The following is a 21,445-nucleotide window of genomic DNA, read 5'->3' as shown; positions in this document are numbered from 1 at the left end:
ATAGGCTAATTGAAATAGTCATGGTAGGCTGATTTTAGGAACTGAATTAGTGTTTAATCGAGGAATTCACATGGACCCAGTCAGTCAACTTTTACAGTTTGTATTTACCATTAATTTCTTTGTATTGCTGTTTGTGATTATTGTTTTGAAAAGCAGTATTAAATTTGTGCCACAGAACCGAGCGTGGGTAGTTGAGCGGTTTGGCAAATTCCAGTCTACAAAAGAGGCTGGTTTGAATTTTATTGTGCCATTTATCGATCGAGTTGCCGCAGACAGAAGCCTTAAAGAGCAAGCAATAGATGTCCCTTCACAGTCTGCGATTACGAAAGACAATATTTCACTTATCGTCGATGGCGTGCTGTATTTCCGCGTCCTTGACCCATATAAGGCCACGTATGGTGTAGATGACCATATTTTTGCGGTAACACAGCTTGCGCAAACAACCATGCGTAGTGAGCTGGGCAAAATGGAATTAGACAAAACGTTTGAAGAACGTGATTTACTCAATACGAATATCGTTGCGGCGATTAACCAAGCTTCCGACCCTTGGGGTATTCAAGTTTTGCGTTATGAGATTAAAGACATTGTGCCACCAAATTCAGTAATGGAAGCCATGGAAGCCCAAATGAAAGCAGAGCGTGTAAAACGAGCTCAAATTTTGGAATCCGAGGGCGACAGACAAGCAGCAATTAACGTTGCTGAAGGTAAAAAACAAGCACAAGTTCTTGCAGCAGAAGCGGATAAAGCCGAACAGATCCTAAAAGCAGAGGGTGAAGCAAGAGCAATTTTAGCGGTTGCAGAGGCACAAGCACAGGCACTGCGCCAAGTGGGTGACGCAGCAAACACAGTAGAAGGTCAAAAAGCAATTCAGCTTGACCTTGCAACAAAAGCGATAGCAGCAAAAGAAGCGATTGCAAAACAATCTTCGGTCATTCTATTACCGGATGGCGCGACGGACGCGAGTAGTTTAGTTGCTCAAAGTATGTCTATTATCAATACATTAAATAAAACGCAAAAAGGCTAAGTAATGAGCTGGTTTACTGAGAATCTATGGGAAAGCATCGCCATAATAGGTATTGTCGCTTTGTGCATCGAAATTCTAGTATTTGGGTTTGCTACTTTTATATTGTTGTTTTTGGGGCTGTCCTGTCTCATCAGTGCATTGTCCATGTACTTGGGATTAATCAATGAAAGTTGGGAAGTAGCGCTTACGTTTAATGCAGTTGTAACCGTGGTTTTGGCACTGTTGTTATGGAAACCGCTTGAACGAATGCAGAACAAGCAAGACTTAACGGCTGTGACGAGTGACTTTGCAAATATTGAGTTTCAACTTGTTGAAGATGTGGAACCTAATTCCGACAATGTAACGTTTTCTTATTCAGGTATTTCTTGGAAAGTAAAAAGTACACAGCCGCTTTTGAAAGGGCAGTTTGTACGCGTAACTAAAAAGGATGTGGGTATATTTTGGGTTACACCAGTCGAAAAAATGCAAGAACTGGATCAGTAAACGTTATGTTGGTGTAGAAAAATAGTAACCCTTTTAACGCGCTAAAAGGGTTACTAAAAATCAGTTCAATTGTTCCGCTTTCGATATCGATGGCTCAAGCCAATCAAATGATTCCATTAAGAAGTCAACGGCATTTTCAGTAATAATGACACCATGTGCCATCACGATTGTCATAGGGTGCCATGCGATAATGTGCTCAATGTGCTTTTTAGCTTCCTTCTTATGAAAGGTGAATGTAAGTCGCCAGTCTAAAGGCATTTTACCGTGAGGCGCCAATACCCCAACAAGAGATGCCATAAAGCGTTTAAATGAACCGAATGCTTTTGGTGAAAAGTTTTCAATCAAATCAGTCACAATGAGAGTTTGGCTGGACTTGTGGAAAAACACGCACTCTTCCATTGCGGGAGAGCCAGTGAACAGATGAGAATCAATTTCTTTTGCCCAGGGTGTTTCTGCTAGTTTCTCCAGTGAACCGGTAAAGGACAAATCACCGCGTTTCTTTAACACTTCTTCAGTACCAAAAGATAATGCTTCAGGATAAGCGTCTTGCCACTGCTTCATAAATAGGTGATGCAGATGATTTGGTGCAATTAAATAACGGACAGAGCCTAAGTTTTCGACTTGCTGTTTTAATTGAGGGGTCAATTCAATCGGACTATGGATCCATAAATCGCCATTGCTGAGTTTTACAATGGTCATTCGGGTAGTGAAAGGCATGGTAAAAAATTGCACGGTACTACCATCGACAATCCAGATATGTTCGTCAATACTTTTCATATTACCTCCTTGGTTAAATGTAAAGTACTCGTTAATAATAGTTGCTTCTTAGAGATTACCAACCATTAAATCTCGACCAATTTGTCATTTCACCACGCTGATCGACAACGTGGTAGCTTTCATGCATTGCAGCGGTCGCGCAGGCATGATTTGGTAAAATTCGTAATATAGAGCCTATGGGATAAGATGAAAGCAACTCAGTTGACGGTAAATGGATGATTCCATGTTCTTGATTTACGCTGTTCACCATTGCACTCGCGACGATGTCTCCATTTGCCTTTTCGACTAGACCGTAACCACTTTTACCATCCCCAGGATCTTTTGATAATGCCATCCAGCCAGCATCAATAATCAACCAATTCTTTTCGGCATTGTGGCCAATTACTCGAGTAACGACGGACAGCGCGATGTCTTTTAATTCACATACTCCAAGGTTTGCCATCACCAAGTCAAAGAAAACGTATACGCCGGCTCGAACTTCTGTAACACCTTCCCAGTCCTCACCATGGTGTGCTGTTGGCGTTGAACCTACGCTGACTGTATTACAAGGTAACCCCATTGACCGGATCCGTGATGCAGCTTGAGTTATAGCAATGCGTTCTTGTATGGCAAATTGTTTGATCTCGCTTTCTGATTGGCATAAGTACGCACCGCCGCTATGCGTGAGAACGCCAGCAAAGCAACCTCGACTGGCAAGTTTTAGGGCTATTTTCCCTAGTTGTTCATCCGTTGGTTTGATGCCTGCTCGCATACCATCACAGTCAATCTCAATCAAAACATGTAACGTGCAATGGTTCGTTTCGCAAAACGCTAAAATAGCCTCGGCTTGAACCGCATTGTCGATGAGAATGTTGATGTGAGCACCTTGATGTTGGAGTTCAAGAACAGTAGGTAGTTTATCTGCGGTGATACCCACTGCGTAGGTGATGTTTCTATAACCAGCAGCAACGAATTCTTTCGCTTCTTTGAGCGTCGACACGGTGCAGGGGCTATCGTATGAAGGCAACAAAAACTTAACGGCTTCAACAGACTTTAGGGTCTTTAAATGCGGGCGAGCAGCAACGCCCAATTCGCTCAATCGAGATTTAAGACGAGAAATATTATTCATAAATCTCATTTTGTCGACGAGAAGACAAGGTGTAGAAAGTGAATCTAGCTGCATGATATTTATCCTGTGCCAAACGACTATATGAGTAGACCTCATCACGAAGAAATCTGTTCCCCGTTGAGAGTCATAATTTTGTTATTTTCATCGCGTATAACTAAACGGCTTTTGATTTTTGAGATACACGATGTCGCAAGATTATTACAATATTCATGCTTATGACTTAGCAAATCAATATCAAGCTGTTGATTTTGAATATCTACATGCTCATTGGTTGCATTTGTTGAAACCGTATTTGAGAAAAGCGCAAGCGCGTTTTCTAGACGTTGGTGCGGGAGCGGGTCGAGACGCGGTGTATTTTGCATTAAACGGCAATGACCCATACGTGGTTGCGGTCGAGCCTGCGACGACGTTAAAAAGGATGGGAGAGGCTTATTCCGGGTCGTTACCCATTCTTTGGCTAGAAGACAGCTTACCTCGAATGTTTTTTACTGAGCAGCTAGGGATCCAGTTCGATGTTATTTTATTAAGCTCTGTTTTAAATCATCTGCCAATTTGGGCGCTCAGACCTTCACTTTATCGCGTTACACAACTGTTGCTTCAAGGTGGCATTATCGTGATTAGCTTGCGAGAGTCTCAAGATGTTCAGGACAACGAGCAACGTGGCGTGACCAATATTGCAATTGAACAATTGTTGCATGCCGCAAGGTGTGAGGGTTTATCGTGTATTTACCAAAAAGAAGCGCAGGCGGACTTTTTTGGTCGGGACGCGATTAAATGGCATGTGTTTGTATTTCAAGTTCAATAATTTCTTTCTTGTTACTGGGTGACCACGCTTTTTGCGCAGCGAGTCTTTGGGGTAACCAAGTATAGGCAGTGTGTTCCGACGGATTCAAGACGAGTGTGACGTGTTCTGGCACCTCTACACTAAACACATACTCTGTATTAATGTAGTTACCAGGCTCATAACGATAGCGCCATTGAGGACGGATTTCATAGCTATTGGTATGACTATGTTGAACGACAGAAAGATTTAACTTGTGCGCATCAATACCCGTTTCTTCTTTCAACTCTCGTATTGCAGTATCAATCGGTTTCTCACCCTGCTCTATGCCTCCAGTGACAGATTGCCAAAACTCAGGGTCATCTGCTCGTTGAATTAGTAGAAAATCACCATCACGTTTATAAATTACAACAAGTACGGAGAAAGGTTGACGAAGCACGTTTGCAACTCCACGTTTACTTTGCCGATATTGTAACGGATAAATGTGACATTCAAAGGTATAAATGCATTTTCAAGATGAGTATAATTTTCGTTCAAATAATTTTGATTTTTGCATGGGTGAACTATAATCAAAGTGCATAGCTTTAACTTTTGTGTGTAGTGAGCAGTTTGGCCTGCTAAGCTTGCCTGAGTGTCTCCGCTTTCTACAATACCCCCACAAAAAAGGTCATGCTGGGTGTAACTGACTTTGAGTGGATTTGCCAAATGGCGCTTAACTTGAACCTAATTTACCTTGCTCCAGCAGTTACATCCTTTCTTAACCCGATTTATTATGGCAGTCTAAACAACTCAATTGCATTAACTGGGATTACGCATGGGTTTTACGCGAGTATTCTCGACTTCTCTCCTTTTCAATATACGCATGAATACGCTAATTGTTTTTGCTCTTTGCTCATTTTTAGTCGTTGGATGTGGGCAAGAAAAAATAGGGTTAAACAATCAAGCTGCGATCTCTGTGGGTGAACCCGTTTTAGATGCTCAATTTTCAGGTGATGCTGAGTCAATACTTTTCTTAACCCATGAACAGCAGGTCAAAATTTGGTCTTTTAGTGCAAAGCAAGTCGACGTTATTCTGCCCGAGGACAAATTACCCAAGCCAGCACGGCAGGTTGAATACTCAAAAGACGGCAGCATAGCCCTCGTGATCGGTGAAAATGACGTTGCGATTTTTAGAGTAAAACCACTTGAATACATCGGTAAGCTTAGAATGCAGGGGATTTCGCCACTGGCGCGAATAACGGCATCAGCGTTGTCTGAAAACAAACTCAAATTTGTTGCGGGGATGGAGGATGGTGCGATTAATATGGCTCAGCTAGACACCGGGATTAATAATCAATTTCAGCCACATCGTCAGCAAGTATCACATATTCAATTAACAAATAATGGCGACGTTGTATATAGTGGTTCTCTGGACGGACAAATTGCAAGGTGGCAATTTGGCGAACCGAAAGCGATTTATTCTAACATGTACCAACATCGTATTACGTCGCTGGCAGTAAACAAAAGTGCAGATCGCGTGTTTGTGTCAGATGGTTTACACGAACAGCAAATTCTGGATGCTGAATCAGGCGATGTTATTGTAAAACTTGATTATATTTCTCGTTTTAAGCCTTTTCGAGAAGCGTATTTTGACGAATCGGGCAAGTTATTAATGACGACCTCTAGTAAGTCACAAATTACGTTTTGGGATTTGAAGTCAGGTAGAGAAATTGGTGTATGGTCTTGCCAAACAATGAAGGATGGCGCAACAGTATTGGCTGTAACACAACCAGATAAAACACATATGGTAACCGTGAATACAGATGGCCTCATTGAAACGTGGAATTTGACGCCTTTGCTGGATAGTGTGGATAAGGAATAGTGACATGCGAAATTTAACGATTCTCTTTAGTTTCATACTCCTGATGAGTTGCGGTGGAAAACAAATTGAAAAGGTGGATGATGCGTTTGGACTGGTTAATGAACAAGTGATTTATGGCGCCTTTTCAAAGGATAGCCAATCAGTTCTCTTGTACACCCAAAGTAAAAATCTAGAACTCTGGGATCTATCAAGTCGTACTAAGCGAATGCAACTTGAGTTTAGCCAGATAGGTGAGGTTGCAAGAGCGTTTCTTTTGACTAACCAAAAAACAAACATAGTCGTAGGTGGTGAGCAACGACTCAGCTTTTGGTCCGTTGAAACGGGTCAACTTGAACAATATTTTAGCCTAAGTGGTGCGGATCCTCTTGCGCGAATAGCAAGTATTGCAATGTCGCCCAATGACGAATATCTCAGCGTGGGGATGACTGATGGCTCAATCGTTCTGTTATCATTTAAAGATAAATCACAACGTCTCTTTAAACCTCATTCAAGTGAAGTTGCTTATCTTATTTGGGATTCGGACAGTAAGCAGGTCATGAGCGCTGGGCTTGATGGCGTGGTGTCAACATGGTTGTTCAGTGATGCGACTGTGCTTAGTGAATTTCATGTTGAGAAGCGTGTTACCACCCTCGCAGCAACCAAAACGCTTGATACGGCATTCGTCTCTGATGCATTACATAATCAACGCTATTTTGATGTTAAAAGCGGGCACATCAAAACAACGCTTTCGTATCCTGAACGTTTTCGATGGTTTAGAGAAGGGCTGATCCTTGAAGAGAGACCTTATATTGTAACGACCTCATCCAAATCAAAACTATCAATTTGGTCCAAGGAGACGGGCAAAGAGTTAGGGTCTTGGTTTATCAATGCCTCCGGCGGGGAAGCGCTCGTATTGGATATTATTGAAGAAAAGCCGGGTACTATCCTGACCGTTAGTTCGGATGGGATTATCGAACGATGGCAAATTGATGCTTTGGTTCAAGAATAGAGAAAAAACGGTGCCCATTACGTTGGTTTGATAAATTAGGGCTTATTTTCTCGGCGATTAATGTTTAATGTACTGAGAATCTTGAGTGTTCTGCCGTCCAATATCACTATTTCAGGAGCGTTTAGGCCAAATTAAAAGCGCTCAGCGCTAATTTTAGTGCGCACAGGAGGAATTCGCGTTACAATTGATACTGTATATCATTACTATCTGCCAAAAGAACCTATACCTAACTATGACCAGTATTACGACTCACGAAGCATCTCGTCGCCGATTGCTGCTAGCATTAGCGATAACTTGTACCTTTATGGTTATTCAGCTTTTTGGGGCTTACTACTCAAACTCACTAGCCGTTTTGGCGGATGCCGGTCATTTATTTGTCCACAATAGTTCACTGTTTATCGCTGTTATAGCATCCACTTTTGCAGTCAAACTGGCTCGAAATTTCGATGAAGGACATAAAAAAGCCGAGTACACCGGTGGACTTATTAATGGTGTATTGTATCTCTCTATAAGTGTATTGATTTTATACGAAGGTACACAAAGGTTGTCAGCGCATGGCGCTGGGCACGATTTTGAAATTAACTCTTACATGATGTCCATGATATCAGCGATAGGGTTTCTATTTCATGGTCTTTCCGCTTGGATTTTGTATAAAGGCCGCAAAGACAGCATCAATGTCTACGCAGTGTTCCTGCATTCATTCTTAGACTTATTGTCTACCGTCACCACGTTTATCGCCGGTGTGTTGCTACATTTCACGGGTTGGCAAGTTATCGATGTGATTTCGAGTATGTTCATATCTTTGTTCGTTTTATATACCGGCGCGCGCGTTGTCAGGGTATGTTTAAAGGGACTGTTAAAAAGAGAAGATTTACCAAACTTAGAGCAAGTAGAGCATACTTTACTCGAAGCCGAGCATGTAGATAGCGTTCACAATGTCACCATTAAACGAGTGTCTGGCGTGGTAACTATTGGTGCGCATATTGTCTTAAAACACCACTGTACGCTCGAGCAACATGACGAGCTGTGTAAAATAGCCATAGAAACGTCTTTAAAACAACGATTTGGAGCAGTCAAAAGCATTATTCAAGTTGAAAGTCATAATTGTCCCGCTCATCCTCAGCCAATTATCTAAATTTTTTATTTAAGTTTAAGAGTCGTATGCTCAATGAGGAGAAAGCGTGTTTTTTCGCCACATTTAACTTTGATTGTTTTATGTTTTTGTAAGCTTATCTGTATCTTGTGTTGTCGAATAGATTACCCATATAAACGAAAGCACAAGTTAAGTAGTTAAAATTTCAGTATTTACTTGGCAAATTGCGCGGTATCTTTTAACTTTATAGACAGAAGATAAAATGGAACGCGCGCTTTGATAATCACTCAGCATCGACTTTTCCCGTTATTGTGTACGGTGACCCTTGGCGTCGTTGGTGGCTTTGCGAATCTATTACCTTTCTGGTTTCTTGATAGCTCCGAGTTTCTGTTTGGTCAGCTATTCGTTCTATGTGTGCTGCTATTATTTGGTTGGCAATATGCTTTACTTGCCGTTGCGATTGGTGCCGGTTTCATTTATTACCGTTGGGATCATTGTTGGTCTTCGGTGGTGTTCGCTCTTGAAGTCGTCTGGCTACAAGTTCTTTGTATTAATAGCAATAAGCCCTTATTTTTACGTGGGCTTGCGTTTTGGGTTTTAATAGGCCTAGCGCTCTTATTTCTTTTTGGCTATTTTTTCCTCGCTTTACCACTTCTCGTTATCGTCACTGCGCTTGCAAAGTACTTTATTAATGCTGCGCTATATTTAGCCGTTGTCGATTTGCTTGGCTTTTTCTTTATTCGGCAACTGTGGCGCGCCTCACCGCTATATCAGATGCTAAATTACACCGTTAGTTTATTAATAGTGTTAGTTGTCTTGGTGACCTCCATTGTGTTAACAAACAATTATTACGCCCGCCTCGAGTTGGAGGTGAAAAATCAACTCACCGAAGATTCGTTAACGGTAACAAGACAAATAGAAGACTATCTTCAAAGCTATAAAAGAGCGGTTGCGCTTACCGCTAAAAGTATCGAACTTGGTATCGATAAACAAAACGCGCTTGCTCAATTAATGTTACTCCACCCAAACTTCCGAACAGGTATTGTCACCGACAATAAAGCGCAAATTACGCATTTTTACCCTGAAGGCTTTAAGCTAAGCATGATGGACGAAGACAAAAGTGTCGCAGATAGAGATTATTACCAATCGGCACAACACTATCCTGATGGATTTGTTTCGGATATTTTCAGAGGAAGAGGACTTGGAAACGAACCAATCGTCGCAATTTCAGCTCCGGTAATGAACAATCGCAAATTTGCAGGAATTGTAGAAGGTTCGTTGATATTTGAGTCATTTGAGCAGTTTATTCCCCGACTGGTTAACACCTCTGGCGAATTGCTCGTGCTAGACAGTGCAAATAAAGTCGTTTACAGCTCATTAAAAGCAGAGTTTAAGACACTCGACTTAGTCGCCGACGATAAGCGCGCAGCGTTTGATTCGAACACTCATCTTTTTCAAACAAGCCAAAATGATATTTTCTACTATCACGAAAACAACTCACCCACATTAGGATGGACCGTCGTTACGCTGCTTGAACGTAAGCATGTTAATCTCGCGGCGGCGTCAGCATGGGGATTGTCGGGCTTTCTAGCGGTTACGATTATTGTATTGAGCAGCGTCTTTGTCAGTCAATTAACGCGTGTGCTGGTGAGTCCGATAGAGCGCTTGAGTAACCATATACATGACTTCGATCCGAGCAAGATGATATCGGACGAGCAACGAACTCAAAACGGGTTTCTTGAGATGGTTGGATTGCAACAACAGTTTTCTCAACTTGCCTTGAAGTTAAATACGAGTTTTGCGCGTTTACAGAATTCGTATGATGAAAATGAAGCGCTCAATAAAAAGCTGAAAGACTTTAACGTCAAACTTGAACAACAGGTCAATGAGAAAACGCAAGAATTGATAGAAGCTGTGCGCGTAGCAAACAAAGCGAGTCAGGCTAAAAGTCAGTTCTTAGCCAATATGAGCCATGAGATCAGAACACCGTTAAATGGTATTTTAGGGCTCTCTGAGCATCTTATTAATAGTGACGAGTTATCGACAGAAGTCTCCGATCAAGTACTCATGATCCAACAATCGGCAAACAATCTGCTCTTAATATTGAACGATATTCTGGACTATTCAAAAATAGAAGCAGGGGCATTGAAACTCGATTTTCATCCGACAGAAACTTACCGTTTATTCGATAACATTGCACGGGTGTTTGGTAAAACGGGAACTAAACCAGGCGTCAGGTTTGACTATCAAATTTCTGGAAGCCTTCCTGCCTTTTTGAATTTAGATGCGCTTAGAGTGGGACAGGTGATTAACAACTTGCTGAGTAATGCTGGGAAATTCACCGGTTCAGGTACGGTTTCTTTAGGTATTCAATACGTTGACGGTCGACTTGAAATTGTTGTGGAAGACTCGGGTATTGGTATGAGTGAACAGCAGCTTGCTAATTTATTTAAAGAATTTGTACAAGCGGATACATCAACAACACGCAAATTTGGTGGGACTGGGCTCGGCTTAACGATATGTAAACGTTTGGTTGAGCTAATGAATGGTGAACTTAATGTGCAAAGTGAACCAGACGTTGGGAGTCGTTTTGAAGTGTTTATCCCGTGCGTTGTAGTCGATGGCGAAAGTGTTTCATTAGCACCTATTACTGTCCCTGAGTTATCAGGCATTAAAGTGCTTCTTGTTGAAGACAACTTGGTTAATCAGATTGTAGTCAAAAAGATGTTGGAAAAGACACAGTGTGAAATTGAATGTGCAAGTGATGGAAAAGAGGCCTTAGTTCGTTTACAAGAGCAAAGCTTTCCAATTGTGCTAATGGACTGTCAAATGCCGAATATGGACGGGTTTGAATGCACAAGGCATATTCGTCAAGAACCCGGTAAATATGGTGGGCCACACATTATTGCCATTACAGCGAATGCATTTGCAGAGGATAGGCTCAAGTGTATCCAAGTTGGTATGGATGACTTTGTTGCCAAACCAGTTAAAACGGACGACTTATTCAGAGCGTTAAGTAAAGTGGAGCGGATAGCCACGTAATGTGTTTGACGAATCCGATTTAAGTGAGCGGGTTATATTTAACCCGCTTTTGCTTTCTTGCCTACTTCATCAATATATAAATCAGACATCAAAATTTCAGCGGATACGGGCTTTGAAAAATAGAAGCCTTGCATATAGTTGATGCCTAATTGGCTTAGGTAACGAATGTGCTCCATTGATTCAACACCTTCTGCAATACACGTCATGCCAAGGTTATTCGCAAGCATAGTAATTGTCTTAACGATGGATTTATTACTTGGCGTATGTTCCATGCTACGCACGAATCCTTGGTCAATCTTAATAATATCGATCGGGAATTGGCTTAAGTAGGTCAGCGACGAGTACCCCGTTCCGAAGTCGTCCAGTAAAAGTATAAAGCCTTGCTCATTCAACTCCATTAAGGCCGATTTTGCTTTTACCTTGTCAGCCAACAATGTACTTTCAGTGATTTCCAATCGTAGTCGGCTGCAAGGGATGCCAAATTCGTACAAAATAGCGACTAGATGTTCAGTAATATTTGCTCTAAGCACTTGGTGGGCGGATAAGTTTAGCGAAATATAAAAATCGCGGTTTTCAAGCAGTAACGGTTTCAACTCTAAAATTGCGCGTTTGAGGGCCTGATCTGTCATGACTTCAATAAGGCCAACCTCCTCAGCGACAGGAATGAATTCAGCGGGCGAAATTAACTGGCCTTCCTGTTCCCAGCGCATTAGGAGCTCAACCCCAACCACTTGGTTATTTCGTGAGTTTACAATAGGTTGATAGTGATTAAAAAAGCCATTTTCCTTGACTGCATTTTTTAGGGACGTTTCGAGTTTCAGCTTTCTTAAAATCTCATCGTTCATTGCACTGGTGAAAAACTTAAAGCTATTTCGTCCACTTTGTTTTGCATGGATCATTGCCACATCGGCATGACGTATAAGTTTTTCAGCGTTGTTCGCATCAAACGGATAAATTGCAACGCCGATACTGGCAGAGATGCTTACCGTAAAACCACTAATGGTTATTTTTTCAGGCAAAGCGATAAGTAATGCGCTGACCAACTCGCTAATTATTTCTGGAGATTTTACTGATTCAAAGAGCACAAGAAACTCATCACCACTTTGTCTTCCCAACGTACAACCGCTTGGTAATATTGACTCGATTCGACGTGAAATAGCACTTAAAAGCTTGTCACCAACATCATGTCCATAAGAGTCATTTATGGGTTTAAACTTGTCTAAATCGATAAACAATAAACCAACTAATTCGTCATTTTGGGCAACGTTAATGGCTTTTTGAATGCGTTTCATCATCAAGTTGCGATTAGGTAAACCTGTGAGCGAATCGTAATTTGCTAAAAAACGGAACTCTTTCTCCGTTTTCTTTTGTTCAGATAAATCTGAGAGCACAATCACATAATATTCAATATCTTCACTGGACTTAGTAATAGCATTAATACTTAATTGAATGGGATGTTTTGCGTTGTGCGAGGTCCGTAAGGTGACCTCTTCACGGTGGTTTCCTTTAGGTTGCAGCGACTTGATGTTTTTTAACAAATTGGAGAAATTTCTGCTCCCTAACGCCTCTCTAAATTGCGGAATTGACAAATCTTTAATTTGGCCTTGAGCAATACCAAAAGCATGGCAGAACGTTGAGTTCGCAGCGATAGGAAGCAAATTCGTATCTAGAATTAAAAGCCAATCGTTTATCTGTCCGAACGCATCACCTAAAATAGATGCCATCATGTTCGTCGCTTTTTGCTCTGTGATGTTACTGTAGATACCCGATACTTTAATTGGAATGCCATCTTGGAACTCTGATATCCGTCCGACGTCGTGATACCAACACCACTGATCGTCACTGGCTTTCATTCGATAAGTCGCTTCGAAAACGGCGTCTTGTTCTTTCTTGTTGAGGAGCGCAAACCATTGTTGTTCGACAGCAGGATAGTCATCTGGATGAATGAGGTCTTTGTGTATTTCAGCATTACATATATCGTCCAAGTCCTTATAGCCGAGTTCTTGGATAAGCCGTTGTTGAATAATAGTACGTGTTACCAGATTGACTTCCCAAATACCGCTGTTTGTTGCTTGCAATGCGAGGCCAGTTTGCTTCTGGCTACGAGTCATTTCTGTCAACGCGTTTTTTATAATTTGCTGTTTCTTATTACTTTGACGTAACCAAAGAGCAAAAAGCGCCAAAGCAAAGACAACATAAGCTGTAATGGCGAGTGGGGATGCGTACGGGGCATGAGCAACTGATATTTTCAATGATTTACTAGCTAATTCACGATTACTGCCGCGTTCTTTCAAAAAGAGTGTTAGTTGATAATTACCAGGCTTTAACTGACTAAAGAACAGCTTACCTAGTTTTACATCGTGATAGTCGGCGTTAGTCGGCCCAGTCATTTTTGCTGAATAATAGTCGTTGTGTTGATCTAAAAAATCAAAATCTGAAAAACGAATGAGCAAACCTACATCATCGTGCTTAAGTGCGATTGAGTCTGAAATGGCGAATGGCTTGTTTTTAGACATTAAGGCCAATTCGGTGATTTCAATTTGGGTTTGGCTGCTCTTGGTTGCTAAGGCCGTTGGATCAAAAACAATCATCCCTTGAGTCGACCCGAAGGCGAGATTGCCATTTTTTAACTTTGCGCTTGCACCGGAATTAAATTCATCGACTGGAAGTCCATTGTGATGACTAAATAATTTGATACTACGGTCAGACAGGTCAAACCGGTAAAGACCTTTTTGGGTGCTTGCCCACAGCGCATTGGTATTATCAAGTTGTAGTTCATAAATGGTGTTTGTTAACAGCCCTGATTTTTCATTGAATACACTGAGTTTCTCTAGTGTTTCTAGACTAATCGCCACGAGGCCTTCCGTGGAAGTGGCGAGCCACAATGTGCCATTAGTGTCTGCAACCCAACTATCTACCACGGAAAATCTTGAAGAATCTTCTTTGCCAAAATCGTAAACGAGAAACGTGGTGTGGCTTTGGGTGTTATAACGCACTAATTTACTATTTGTCGAAATGAGTAAATCATTTGGATGCGTGGGAAGTGGTGCTAGGAACTTATAAAAGGAATTCGTAGAAAGTTGTTCCGATAAACCATCAATTGGATTGCACTGTAGTTCGGTTTTAGAGCATTGGTAATAATTTTTGTTTGAAGCAAAGTAGATAAATTGTTCCGATTCATACATGCCACGGATATAGTCATCGTTTTTCAACTGAGTTTGGATTTCAGTGAGGTTTCGAATCTCATCGGTTGCAGGCGTGAAGACTTGAATGCCAAACGGAGTTTCCAATAACAAAACTTTAAGATTTTGGTACTGGCCTGATGCAATTGTTACAACAGCGTTGAGACCAAATATTTCTTTGGGGTCGGTGTTTTGGAAAAACGTCTCCACCGCTTGATTGTGTTCAACAGCAATAAGGCCATTGTCTGACCCCATCCAAAGTTGATTATCAATTTCTTCAATTGACCAAATAGTGTTGCTCGCAAGCGGGTGTGAAGGCGACTTTACATTAATAAATCGCTTTGCTTGAAGCGGCCAATAAAAAACGCCTTGCTCCCTTGAGGCCATCCACATGACATTATTTTTGTCTACCATAATGTCGTAGACACTGATGTTCGTCACATTATAGCGACTGCCATCAAAGCTCAGGACCTTGCTTGCAGTTTTACTTTTACGGTGAATTTCATATAGGCCCAATTCGGTTGCTATGAATTCGCCAAATTCTGTTTTTTGATAGTCCCAAATATTGAGGTCAGCGACCAGTGTATACGTGTGCTCAGGTTTGAATTCCATGCCATCAAAAGGCAATACGTAAAGGCCTCTGACTGTGCCAACCAAAAGTCCCAATGTCGGATCATAGGTTAGGAATTTCACATTTTGATTTAATTTATCGACTTTCTCTGCGGTGATGAATTGAATTGGGTTGAGTAAATGTTGACGAGTGTCCAATTTGTACAAGCCCACGTCACTGCCAATAAGCAAATCATTCCCGACGAAAGCAAGCGAACGAACTAAGCTGACGGTGTCAGGTAATGCGACGAGAAAATTGGATTCAAGTGTTCTCAAGTCAATCGTAAATACTTGACGTTCAATGCCAACGTATAACAAGTTGCCGCGTTCGATAACAACAGAAATAGGAGAGAACAATGTACTTTCAGGCGTGATTTTACCGGAATAGATTTTTTTGCTGACCAGTGTTTTGGGATCAATGAGGTAACTACCTGAATAGCCAGTAGAAACAAAAATTTGACCATTATTTAGAGCGCGCAGCAAATAAATGGGTTTATCAGAAAAATCAATGTCGTTATTAACAACGTTAATTTGATAACCATCAAAACGATTGAGCCCTTGCTCGGTACCAACCCATACATAACCGAGCTTATCTTGCACTATGTTATTAACGACACTTTGGGATAAGCCTTCATTAACAGAAAGGCGTGTCAGTCTTTGCGCGTAATTTGTCGTCGCGAAGGCATTTAATGCAACGCACAAAGAAAACAGAAGCATAAACACAGACGTCAAACGCATCTACTCTAACTCCAATGCTGCGAAAACCAATTTGTTCCGCCTACATCCAAGTACTCAAGCTTCTTCCATGAACAATTTCATATTCTAATAGTATAATTTACCACATATTTTAAGAATTATTTACATCATTTAAGTCGAAAAGATAATTTGTTTTCTTTATAGAAACAATCATAGGTATAAAAGACGGATAAAACAAAGTTTAAAAACAGTATTGATAATTATTGTTGTTTACACTAAAATCCATTTTGTAAATCGTACTGAGATTGGTTCTTATTTATGTATATCTGTATTTGTCATGGTGTTACCGATAAAAAAATTGCACAAGCTATTGATGATGGTGCGATGACTATGCGTGATCTTGCAAAAGAGCTTTCTGTAGGCACGCAGTGTGGTAAGTGCACAAACTGTACGAAGAAAATTTTGAATGAACGACTTATCGAAATAGCTGATATTACCGATCAAGTCGCATAAACGAATACAAAGCAAAAAGGCTTACCACTGGTAAGCCTTTTTGCTTTGTATTCTTAACTCAATCGATTTTTGATTAGAGCTGCGACTGTAGATAGTTCTCGATGCCCATTTTTGCAATTAAGCTAATCTGTGTATCAAGCCAATCAATTTGCTCTTCTTGTTCACCCAAAATATGGTTAAGCGCTTCACGGCTGATGTAATCTTGTTTACTTTCGCAAAGAGCTATCGCATTGTGAAGGTCTTTCACGGTGTCTTGTTCAAACGAAAGATTGGCTTCAATCATTTCTTGGCTATTTTCGCCAATTCGAAGTCGACCTAAATCTTGTAAGTTTGGCAGGCCTTCTAAAAATAAAATCCGTTCAATAAGGCGGTCCGCGTTTTTCATTTTTTGGATTGAAACTTTGTAGTCAGCTTTATCAAGTTGGCTAAAACCAAAGTCCTTAAACATTCTAGCGTGCAAAAAATATTGGTTAATGCCAACAAGCTCGTTTGCAAGAACTTTGTTTAGTGACGCTATGACAGCTTTATCACCTTTCATTTGAAATCCTTATGCCAACTGTGACTGAACGTAATTTTGTAGACCAATCTTGTCCATCAGACCAAGCTGTTGTTCAAGCCAATAGACGTGGTCCTCTTCAGTGTCGAAAAGTAGTTTTTCAAGTACTGAACGAGATTGGTAGTCTTGCTCTTGTTCGCAAATCGCAATGGCTGCTTTTACAGATGTCACCACCTCAAGTTCGAGCGTGAGGTCATTTTGCATCATAGAACGTACGTCAGAGCCAATTAACAAGTCACGACGATTCGTCATATTTGGTACACCACCCAGGAAAAGGATACGTTTAATGAGCCAATCCGCATGCGTGGTTTCTTCTTCCATTTCATGATTTAGACGCTCATACAACTTCGCCATTCCCCAATCATCGTACATACGCGAATGGATAAAATATTGATCGATAGCGGCCAGTTCGTTTGCGAGAAGTGCATTAAATGCATCAATGACTTTTTGCTTGCCTTGCATAGCGGGCTCCTAGGGATATCTATAATGCGGGTCAGTGTACCTTCTGCATACTGAGTGTCAATAAAAAACGTTTAAAAACATACGGTTAAAAACTGATTGTGATTCTCATTTGGTTTCAACATGAGAATCTATTTTCATTACAATAAAAGACTCTATCTAACTTGCTGATATATAACATGTATCTATTTTATCTGCCGAGGTAACTATCTCTATAGTCGCGTGAGAGATGTGGTACTTTTCTTTAAGTGCCAATTTTAATCGAGCTATATCGATGTTGAGTTGATTTCCTAAAATAATTTGCGCATCAAGCATGACTTTGTGTTCATCCAATTGCCAGATATGAATATGAGGAACATCCTTTATTTCCATCGTATGTTTCATGAAATCAACCACCTCTGGCAATGTAATGTGGTTAGGTACAGCTTGCATAAGAATGTTCATACTTTCCTTCGCAAGAAGTGAACCGTGATAAATCACATATAAACTGATCAATACGGTAGCAACGATATCAACCCAATAAATTTGATAAAGGATAATAAGTGAGCCTGAAATGATCACAACCAACGAGGCAAGCGCATCGGATATGTTGTGAATAAATGCCGCACGTATATTCATACTTGTTTTTGCGCCAGAAAAGTACGTTAACAATGCGGTGATGACGTCGATGAACAGGGCAAGCGCTGCAATCCAAACGACAATCCAGCCATCGATGGGTTCTGGATTGAATACTTTGCTAATGGCTTCGAAGATGAGATAAATACCGATTAAAATGAGAGTTGTGCTGTTTATTAATGCGCCAATGATTTCAGCGCGTTGATAGCCATAGGTCATTGTTTCGTTCGCTGGGCGATTCGCTATTTTGCGAGCTAGCAGCGCAATAAAAATAGCGCCAGCATCGGATAGATTATGCAGTGCATCCGCAACAAGCGACAAACTGCCTGATAAAACGCCGCCAACGATTTGCGCGATGGTAAGTAAAATATTAATGAATACGGCATACGTGAGTTTGTCATGAGTATGATGATGTCCATGAGCTCCGTGGTGATGTGCATGTGACATGCTCAATACCTCACTTGAATTTTGTAAGTACCTAACACGATGCTAAACGGTTTAGCATCGTGTGTTCCTCTAGGTAAATGATAATTAGTCGGTCTTTTTTGTCGTCATAACGACTAAAACAGGAAGCACAATTAAGGTCAATAGCGTTGAGGTGATAATTCCCCCAACAATGACGGTTGCCAATGGCTTTTGAATTTCAGCACCAACGCCTGTAGACATCAGCATAGGTAATAACCCCATCGCGGTTGTCAGCGCCGTCATTAATACTGGGCGAAATCGTGAAAGTGCACCATGGATGGCCGCTTCTTGTATGCTAGTTCCACTTTTCATGCGTTGATTAATGCTATCGATGAGAACAACACCATTGAGCACGGCTATACCGAATAGGGTAATAAAACCAATAGCTGTTGGAACGGATAGAAATTGATCAAAAGCGTATAGAGACAACACGCCACCCGCTGTTGCTAAAGGTACATTCACTAAAATCAACAGTGTTTGTTTTAGTGATTGAAACGTAATGTACAATAAAACGGCGACCAGTAATATTGACACAGGAATGAGTATTTGCAGACGCTTCTGTGCGCGTTGCTGATTTTCAAATTGACCACCAATACTAAAACTGTAGCCTGCAGGTAAAAGATTACTCTGTTCGATGGTCTTTTTGATCTCGGAGACAACCGAGCCCATATCACGTCCTAACACGTTTGCTTGTATTACCACACGACGTTGTACGTCATCACGGCGGATCTGGATTGGACCTGTGGCATACGCAACCGTTGCTACATCTTTAACGCGAACCCAATAGCCGCTTGGTGTTTGTATTGGTAAGGCTTCAATTGCGGAAATTGAATTTCGAAATGATTTTTGGAGTCGAACTCGAATATCGAAGCGCGCGTTTCCTTCGAAAATTTGTCCCGTAGTTACCCCACCGATTCCTTTTTCAACAATATCCATTAAATCCTTAACGGCGAGCCCATAGTTCGAAAGTGCCGTACGATTCGGTTCAATGAGTAACTGCGCTTCCCCTCCCAATTGTTCAAGTGCTACGTCAGCCGTCCCTTCTATCGCTTTTATCCGCTGCTCAAGTTGGGTACCCAACAACTGCAATTTTCCTAAATCTTCTCCTGTGATTTTAATAGCAAGTTGTGATTTGACACCGGACAACAACTCGTCAACACGCGTTGCGATTGGTTGTGAAAAATTAAGTAATACGCCAGGAAATTGTTCCAACTGCTTCGCCATTTGTTGTTGAAGTAACTGTCTCGTAAGGCCTTTCGGCCAACTCTCATGCGGGGTTAACGATAAAAACACTTCGATATTGTTTACGGGTTCTGGATCGCCACCTATTTCAGCACGACCAATACGGCTGACGGCATAATCCACTTGCTCAAAGGCTAAAAGTACTTTCTCAAGCTTTGGAGCAAGCGTCAGCGCGGTGTCTAGGCTCGCCGAGGGGGCAAGGGTTACTCTTAGATTAATCGTGCCTTCTTCAAGTTCAGGGACAAACTCACTGCCAAGCTGAGGTATCACCAATAGTGTACTGAAAACGATCCCCAGCATGCCGACCAATATCCTCTTAGATGACCGGACAGCTGCACTTAGTAGACGTAGATAGCTTTTCTCCAACACATTCAGTAGAGGGTTTTGTCGTACAGTGGTTTTTCGCGATAATATTTGACTGGCAATAGCGGGAACAACGACGATAGCAACAAACATTGACGCTAATATTGCTAACATGATTGACACAGCCATAGGTTCGAATAGTTTTGCTTCAACACCTTCGAAACTAAATAGCGGTAGAAACACCACAAGGATGATACTTGAAGCGAAGAAAACAGGCTTTGCAACTTCACAAGCTGCTATGCGTATGGTTTCAGCAGTAGAACGCGAAGTAGATATCTGATTTTCTTTGAGTCTCTTAACCATGTTCTCGACCATTACCACCGATCCATCGACTAACATGCCGATAGCGATCGCGAGACCGCCGAGTGACATAAGGTTTGCAGAGAGCCCCAGTATCGTCATAACAAATAAAGCGAGCGCGATTGAGATTGGTATGGAGATTAGAACGAGCAAAGTCGCGCGTAAGTCCATTAAAAATAAGAGAAGTACGATAATGATAAATAGAAAGGCTAATAGCAAAGCGAAAACCACAGTATCGATGGCTTTTTTGACGAGTTGTGACTGGTCGTAAATAACCTGGAAAGTGACGCCTTTAGGTAACGCTTGATTTATTTGCTCGACGCGTTGATTTATCGCGTTGATTGTCTCGTTCGTGTTTGAGCCGAGACGTTTCAGAATAATCCCTGTGACGATTTCGCCTTTAGTAGTAACGCGTCGATTGTCATCTTTGACTGACATAGTAACCGCTCCTTGACGCTCTTCACCTGCAAACTTTACTAATGCGACATCCGCTACTTTTACAATACGGCCTTCACGGTATTTGACGGGTAACTGTGCAATATCTCGGATAGCAGACTCTGAGCGGATCCAACCAAATCCTCGGATCGCCAATTGTTCTTCTCCACGATTGAGATACCATCCACCCACATTAAGGTTATTTTCTTCGATTGCCGTTATCACGTCTTGCTGAGTAAGTCCAAACGCGTTGAGTTGTTCTGGATTTAGCTCCACACTTAATTGTTTCACTTCTCCACCAAACGACAATACATCGGTGACACCATCGATGGGCATTAGTAGTAATTTCACTACCCAGTCATTGAGGCTGCGAAGCGTCATATTATCGATACCACTATTTACGTCTGCATCTAGTCGGTATTGGTAGATTTGGCCAAGTCCTGAAGTATTCGGACCAATTTCAGAGGCGGATATTGTTCCTGGGAGTGAACCTCTGGCTTGTTCAAGCCGTTCGAAAACTAATTGCCGAGCAAAATAGATGTCGACATTTTCTTTGAATACGATAGTGACACCAGATAGACCGGTCTTTGAAATTGAACGGACAGATTCCACATCTGGCAGCGCATACATCACTGTTTCGATAGGGTAGGTGATGAGTTGCTCCACTTCCTCAGCTGCCAAACCTGGTGCCTCTGTGTTAACAGAGACTTGAACATTCGTGACATCAGGAAAAGCATCTAGATTGATTCTTGGGATGACGATTGCACAAGCAATGAGTAGGACGGCAAGTACTATGCACACGATCGCACGATTTGAAAGTGCCCATGAAATAATTCTATTAATCATCTTGCCT

At 41.5% G+C, this 21,445-nt stretch carries 16 protein-coding genes; 8 read left to right on the top strand and 8 right to left on the bottom strand.

Annotation, left to right across the window (positions count from 1 at the left end; all coding sequences use genetic code 11):
- Positions 1–70: 70 nt before the first annotated feature.
- A complete protein-coding gene (locus NI389_RS17300) occupies positions 71–1,024 on the top strand; it encodes an SPFH domain-containing protein (protein WP_308362642.1) in 954 nt (317 codons plus the stop codon).
- Positions 1,025–1,027: 3 nt separating this feature from the next.
- Entirely contained in the window at positions 1,028–1,507 is a 480-nt protein-coding gene (locus NI389_RS17295) for an NfeD family protein (protein ID WP_308362641.1), read from the top strand.
- A 60-nt stretch (positions 1,508–1,567) separates the two neighbouring features.
- On the opposite strand, the gene NI389_RS17290 is transcribed toward NI389_RS17295, so the two are convergent.
- Both NI389_RS17290 and NI389_RS17285 read right to left on the bottom strand, forming a co-directional pair.
- Positions 1,568–2,284, bottom strand: a complete 717-nt coding sequence (locus NI389_RS17290) for a DUF4336 domain-containing protein (protein WP_308362640.1) — start codon at positions 2,282–2,284, stop codon at positions 1,568–1,570.
- 55 nt (positions 2,285–2,339) lie between these two features.
- Complete coding sequence (locus NI389_RS17285) at positions 2,340–3,446, bottom strand: alanine racemase (RefSeq protein WP_308362638.1); 1,107 nt, start codon at positions 3,444–3,446, stop codon at positions 2,340–2,342.
- 130 nt (positions 3,447–3,576) lie between these two features.
- Here NI389_RS17285 and NI389_RS17280 point away from each other — a divergent pair, with 130 nt between their 5' ends.
- Positions 3,577–4,197 (top strand): class I SAM-dependent methyltransferase, encoded by a 621-nt coding sequence (locus NI389_RS17280; RefSeq protein WP_308362637.1) that lies wholly within the window; start codon positions 3,577–3,579, stop codon positions 4,195–4,197.
- Here NI389_RS17280 and nudB read toward each other — a convergent pair.
- On the bottom strand, positions 4,163–4,612 hold the full coding sequence (gene nudB, locus NI389_RS17275; protein ID WP_308362636.1) for a dihydroneopterin triphosphate diphosphatase: 450 nt from the start codon (positions 4,610–4,612) through the stop codon (positions 4,163–4,165). The genes NI389_RS17280 and nudB overlap by 35 nt on opposite strands.
- Positions 4,613–5,035: 423 nt before the next feature.
- Between nudB and NI389_RS17270 the strand changes: the two genes are divergently transcribed.
- The 4 genes from NI389_RS17270 to NI389_RS17255 all read left to right on the top strand — a co-directional run bounded on the left by NI389_RS17270 (position 5,036) and on the right by NI389_RS17255 (position 11,157).
- Positions 5,036–6,034, top strand: coding sequence for a WD40 repeat domain-containing protein (locus NI389_RS17270; protein WP_308362635.1), 999 nt, complete (start codon positions 5,036–5,038; stop codon positions 6,032–6,034).
- 4 nt (positions 6,035–6,038) lie between these two features.
- Positions 6,039–7,022, top strand: coding sequence for a WD40 repeat domain-containing protein (locus NI389_RS17265; protein WP_308362634.1), 984 nt, complete (start codon positions 6,039–6,041; stop codon positions 7,020–7,022).
- A 232-nt stretch (positions 7,023–7,254) separates the two neighbouring features.
- A complete protein-coding gene (locus NI389_RS17260) occupies positions 7,255–8,157 on the top strand; it encodes a cation diffusion facilitator family transporter (RefSeq protein WP_308362633.1) in 903 nt (300 codons plus the stop codon).
- A 234-nt stretch (positions 8,158–8,391) separates the two neighbouring features.
- Entirely contained in the window at positions 8,392–11,157 is a 2,766-nt protein-coding gene (locus tag NI389_RS17255) for a hybrid sensor histidine kinase/response regulator (RefSeq protein ID WP_308362632.1), read from the top strand.
- Positions 11,158–11,195: 38 nt separating this feature from the next.
- Here the strand turns inward: NI389_RS17255 and NI389_RS17250 are convergent, their stop codons facing one another.
- Positions 11,196–15,686 (bottom strand): EAL domain-containing protein, encoded by a 4,491-nt coding sequence (locus tag NI389_RS17250; protein WP_308362631.1) that lies wholly within the window; start codon positions 15,684–15,686, stop codon positions 11,196–11,198.
- Between the two features lie 276 nt (positions 15,687–15,962).
- Between NI389_RS17250 and NI389_RS17245 the strand changes: the two genes are divergently transcribed.
- Complete coding sequence (locus NI389_RS17245) at positions 15,963–16,157, top strand: (2Fe-2S)-binding protein (protein ID WP_208845308.1); 195 nt, start codon at positions 15,963–15,965, stop codon at positions 16,155–16,157.
- 73 nt (positions 16,158–16,230) lie between these two features.
- Here the strand turns inward: NI389_RS17245 and bfr (NI389_RS17240) are convergent, their stop codons facing one another.
- The 4 genes from bfr (NI389_RS17240) to NI389_RS17225 all read right to left on the bottom strand — a co-directional run bounded on the left by bfr (NI389_RS17240) (position 16,231) and on the right by NI389_RS17225 (position 21,438).
- Positions 16,231–16,695, bottom strand: coding sequence for a bacterioferritin (gene bfr / locus NI389_RS17240; RefSeq protein ID WP_308362630.1), 465 nt, complete (start codon positions 16,693–16,695; stop codon positions 16,231–16,233).
- Between the two features lie 9 nt (positions 16,696–16,704).
- A complete protein-coding gene (gene bfr, locus NI389_RS17235) occupies positions 16,705–17,175 on the bottom strand; it encodes a bacterioferritin (RefSeq protein ID WP_308362629.1) in 471 nt (156 codons plus the stop codon).
- 156 nt (positions 17,176–17,331) lie between these two features.
- The gene (locus tag NI389_RS17230) at positions 17,332–18,234 is read right to left on the bottom strand and encodes a cation diffusion facilitator family transporter (protein ID WP_308362628.1); all 903 of its coding nucleotides are present in this window, start codon (positions 18,232–18,234) and stop codon (positions 17,332–17,334) included.
- Positions 18,235–18,318: 84 nt separating this feature from the next.
- Positions 18,319–21,438 (bottom strand): efflux RND transporter permease subunit, encoded by a 3,120-nt coding sequence (locus NI389_RS17225; protein ID WP_308362627.1) that lies wholly within the window; start codon positions 21,436–21,438, stop codon positions 18,319–18,321.
- Positions 21,439–21,445: the final 7 nt, after the last annotated feature.

The organism is Pseudoalteromonas xiamenensis (assembly GCF_030994125.1).
Taxonomy (GTDB): domain Bacteria; phylum Pseudomonadota; class Gammaproteobacteria; order Enterobacterales; family Alteromonadaceae; genus Pseudoalteromonas; species Pseudoalteromonas xiamenensis_B.
The sequence above is the reverse complement of the archived record's forward strand: the minus strand, read 5'-3'. Positions and strand labels throughout refer to the sequence as shown.

Bases quoted from the DNA above. Each gene is read 5' to 3' on its own strand.
- NI389_RS17300 (WP_308362642.1), top strand. From the start codon at position 71: ATGGACCCAGTCAGTCAACTTTTACAGTTTGTATTTACCATTAATTTC.
- NI389_RS17295 (WP_308362641.1), top strand. From the start codon at position 1,028: ATGAGCTGGTTTACTGAGAATCTATGGGAAAGCATCGCCATAATAGGT.
- NI389_RS17290 (WP_308362640.1), bottom strand. From the start codon at position 2,284: ATGAAAAGTATTGACGAACATATCTGGATTGTCGATGGTAGTACCGTG.
- NI389_RS17285 (WP_308362638.1), bottom strand. From the start codon at position 3,446: ATGCAGCTAGATTCACTTTCTACACCTTGTCTTCTCGTCGACAAAATG.
- NI389_RS17280 (WP_308362637.1), top strand. From the start codon at position 3,577: ATGTCGCAAGATTATTACAATATTCATGCTTATGACTTAGCAAATCAA.
- NI389_RS17270 (WP_308362635.1), top strand. From the start codon at position 5,036: ATGAATACGCTAATTGTTTTTGCTCTTTGCTCATTTTTAGTCGTTGGA.
- NI389_RS17265 (WP_308362634.1), top strand. From the start codon at position 6,039: ATGCGAAATTTAACGATTCTCTTTAGTTTCATACTCCTGATGAGTTGC.
- NI389_RS17260 (WP_308362633.1), top strand. From the start codon at position 7,255: ATGACCAGTATTACGACTCACGAAGCATCTCGTCGCCGATTGCTGCTA.
- NI389_RS17250 (WP_308362631.1), bottom strand. From the start codon at position 15,686: ATGCGTTTGACGTCTGTGTTTATGCTTCTGTTTTCTTTGTGCGTTGCA.
- NI389_RS17245 (WP_208845308.1), top strand. From the start codon at position 15,963: ATGTATATCTGTATTTGTCATGGTGTTACCGATAAAAAAATTGCACAA.
- bfr (WP_308362630.1), bottom strand. From the start codon at position 16,695: ATGAAAGGTGATAAAGCTGTCATAGCGTCACTAAACAAAGTTCTTGCA.
- bfr (WP_308362629.1), bottom strand. From the start codon at position 17,175: ATGCAAGGCAAGCAAAAAGTCATTGATGCATTTAATGCACTTCTCGCA.
- NI389_RS17230 (WP_308362628.1), bottom strand. From the start codon at position 18,234: ATGTCACATGCACATCACCACGGAGCTCATGGACATCATCATACTCAT.
- NI389_RS17225 (WP_308362627.1), bottom strand. From the start codon at position 21,438: ATGATTAATAGAATTATTTCATGGGCACTTTCAAATCGTGCGATCGTG.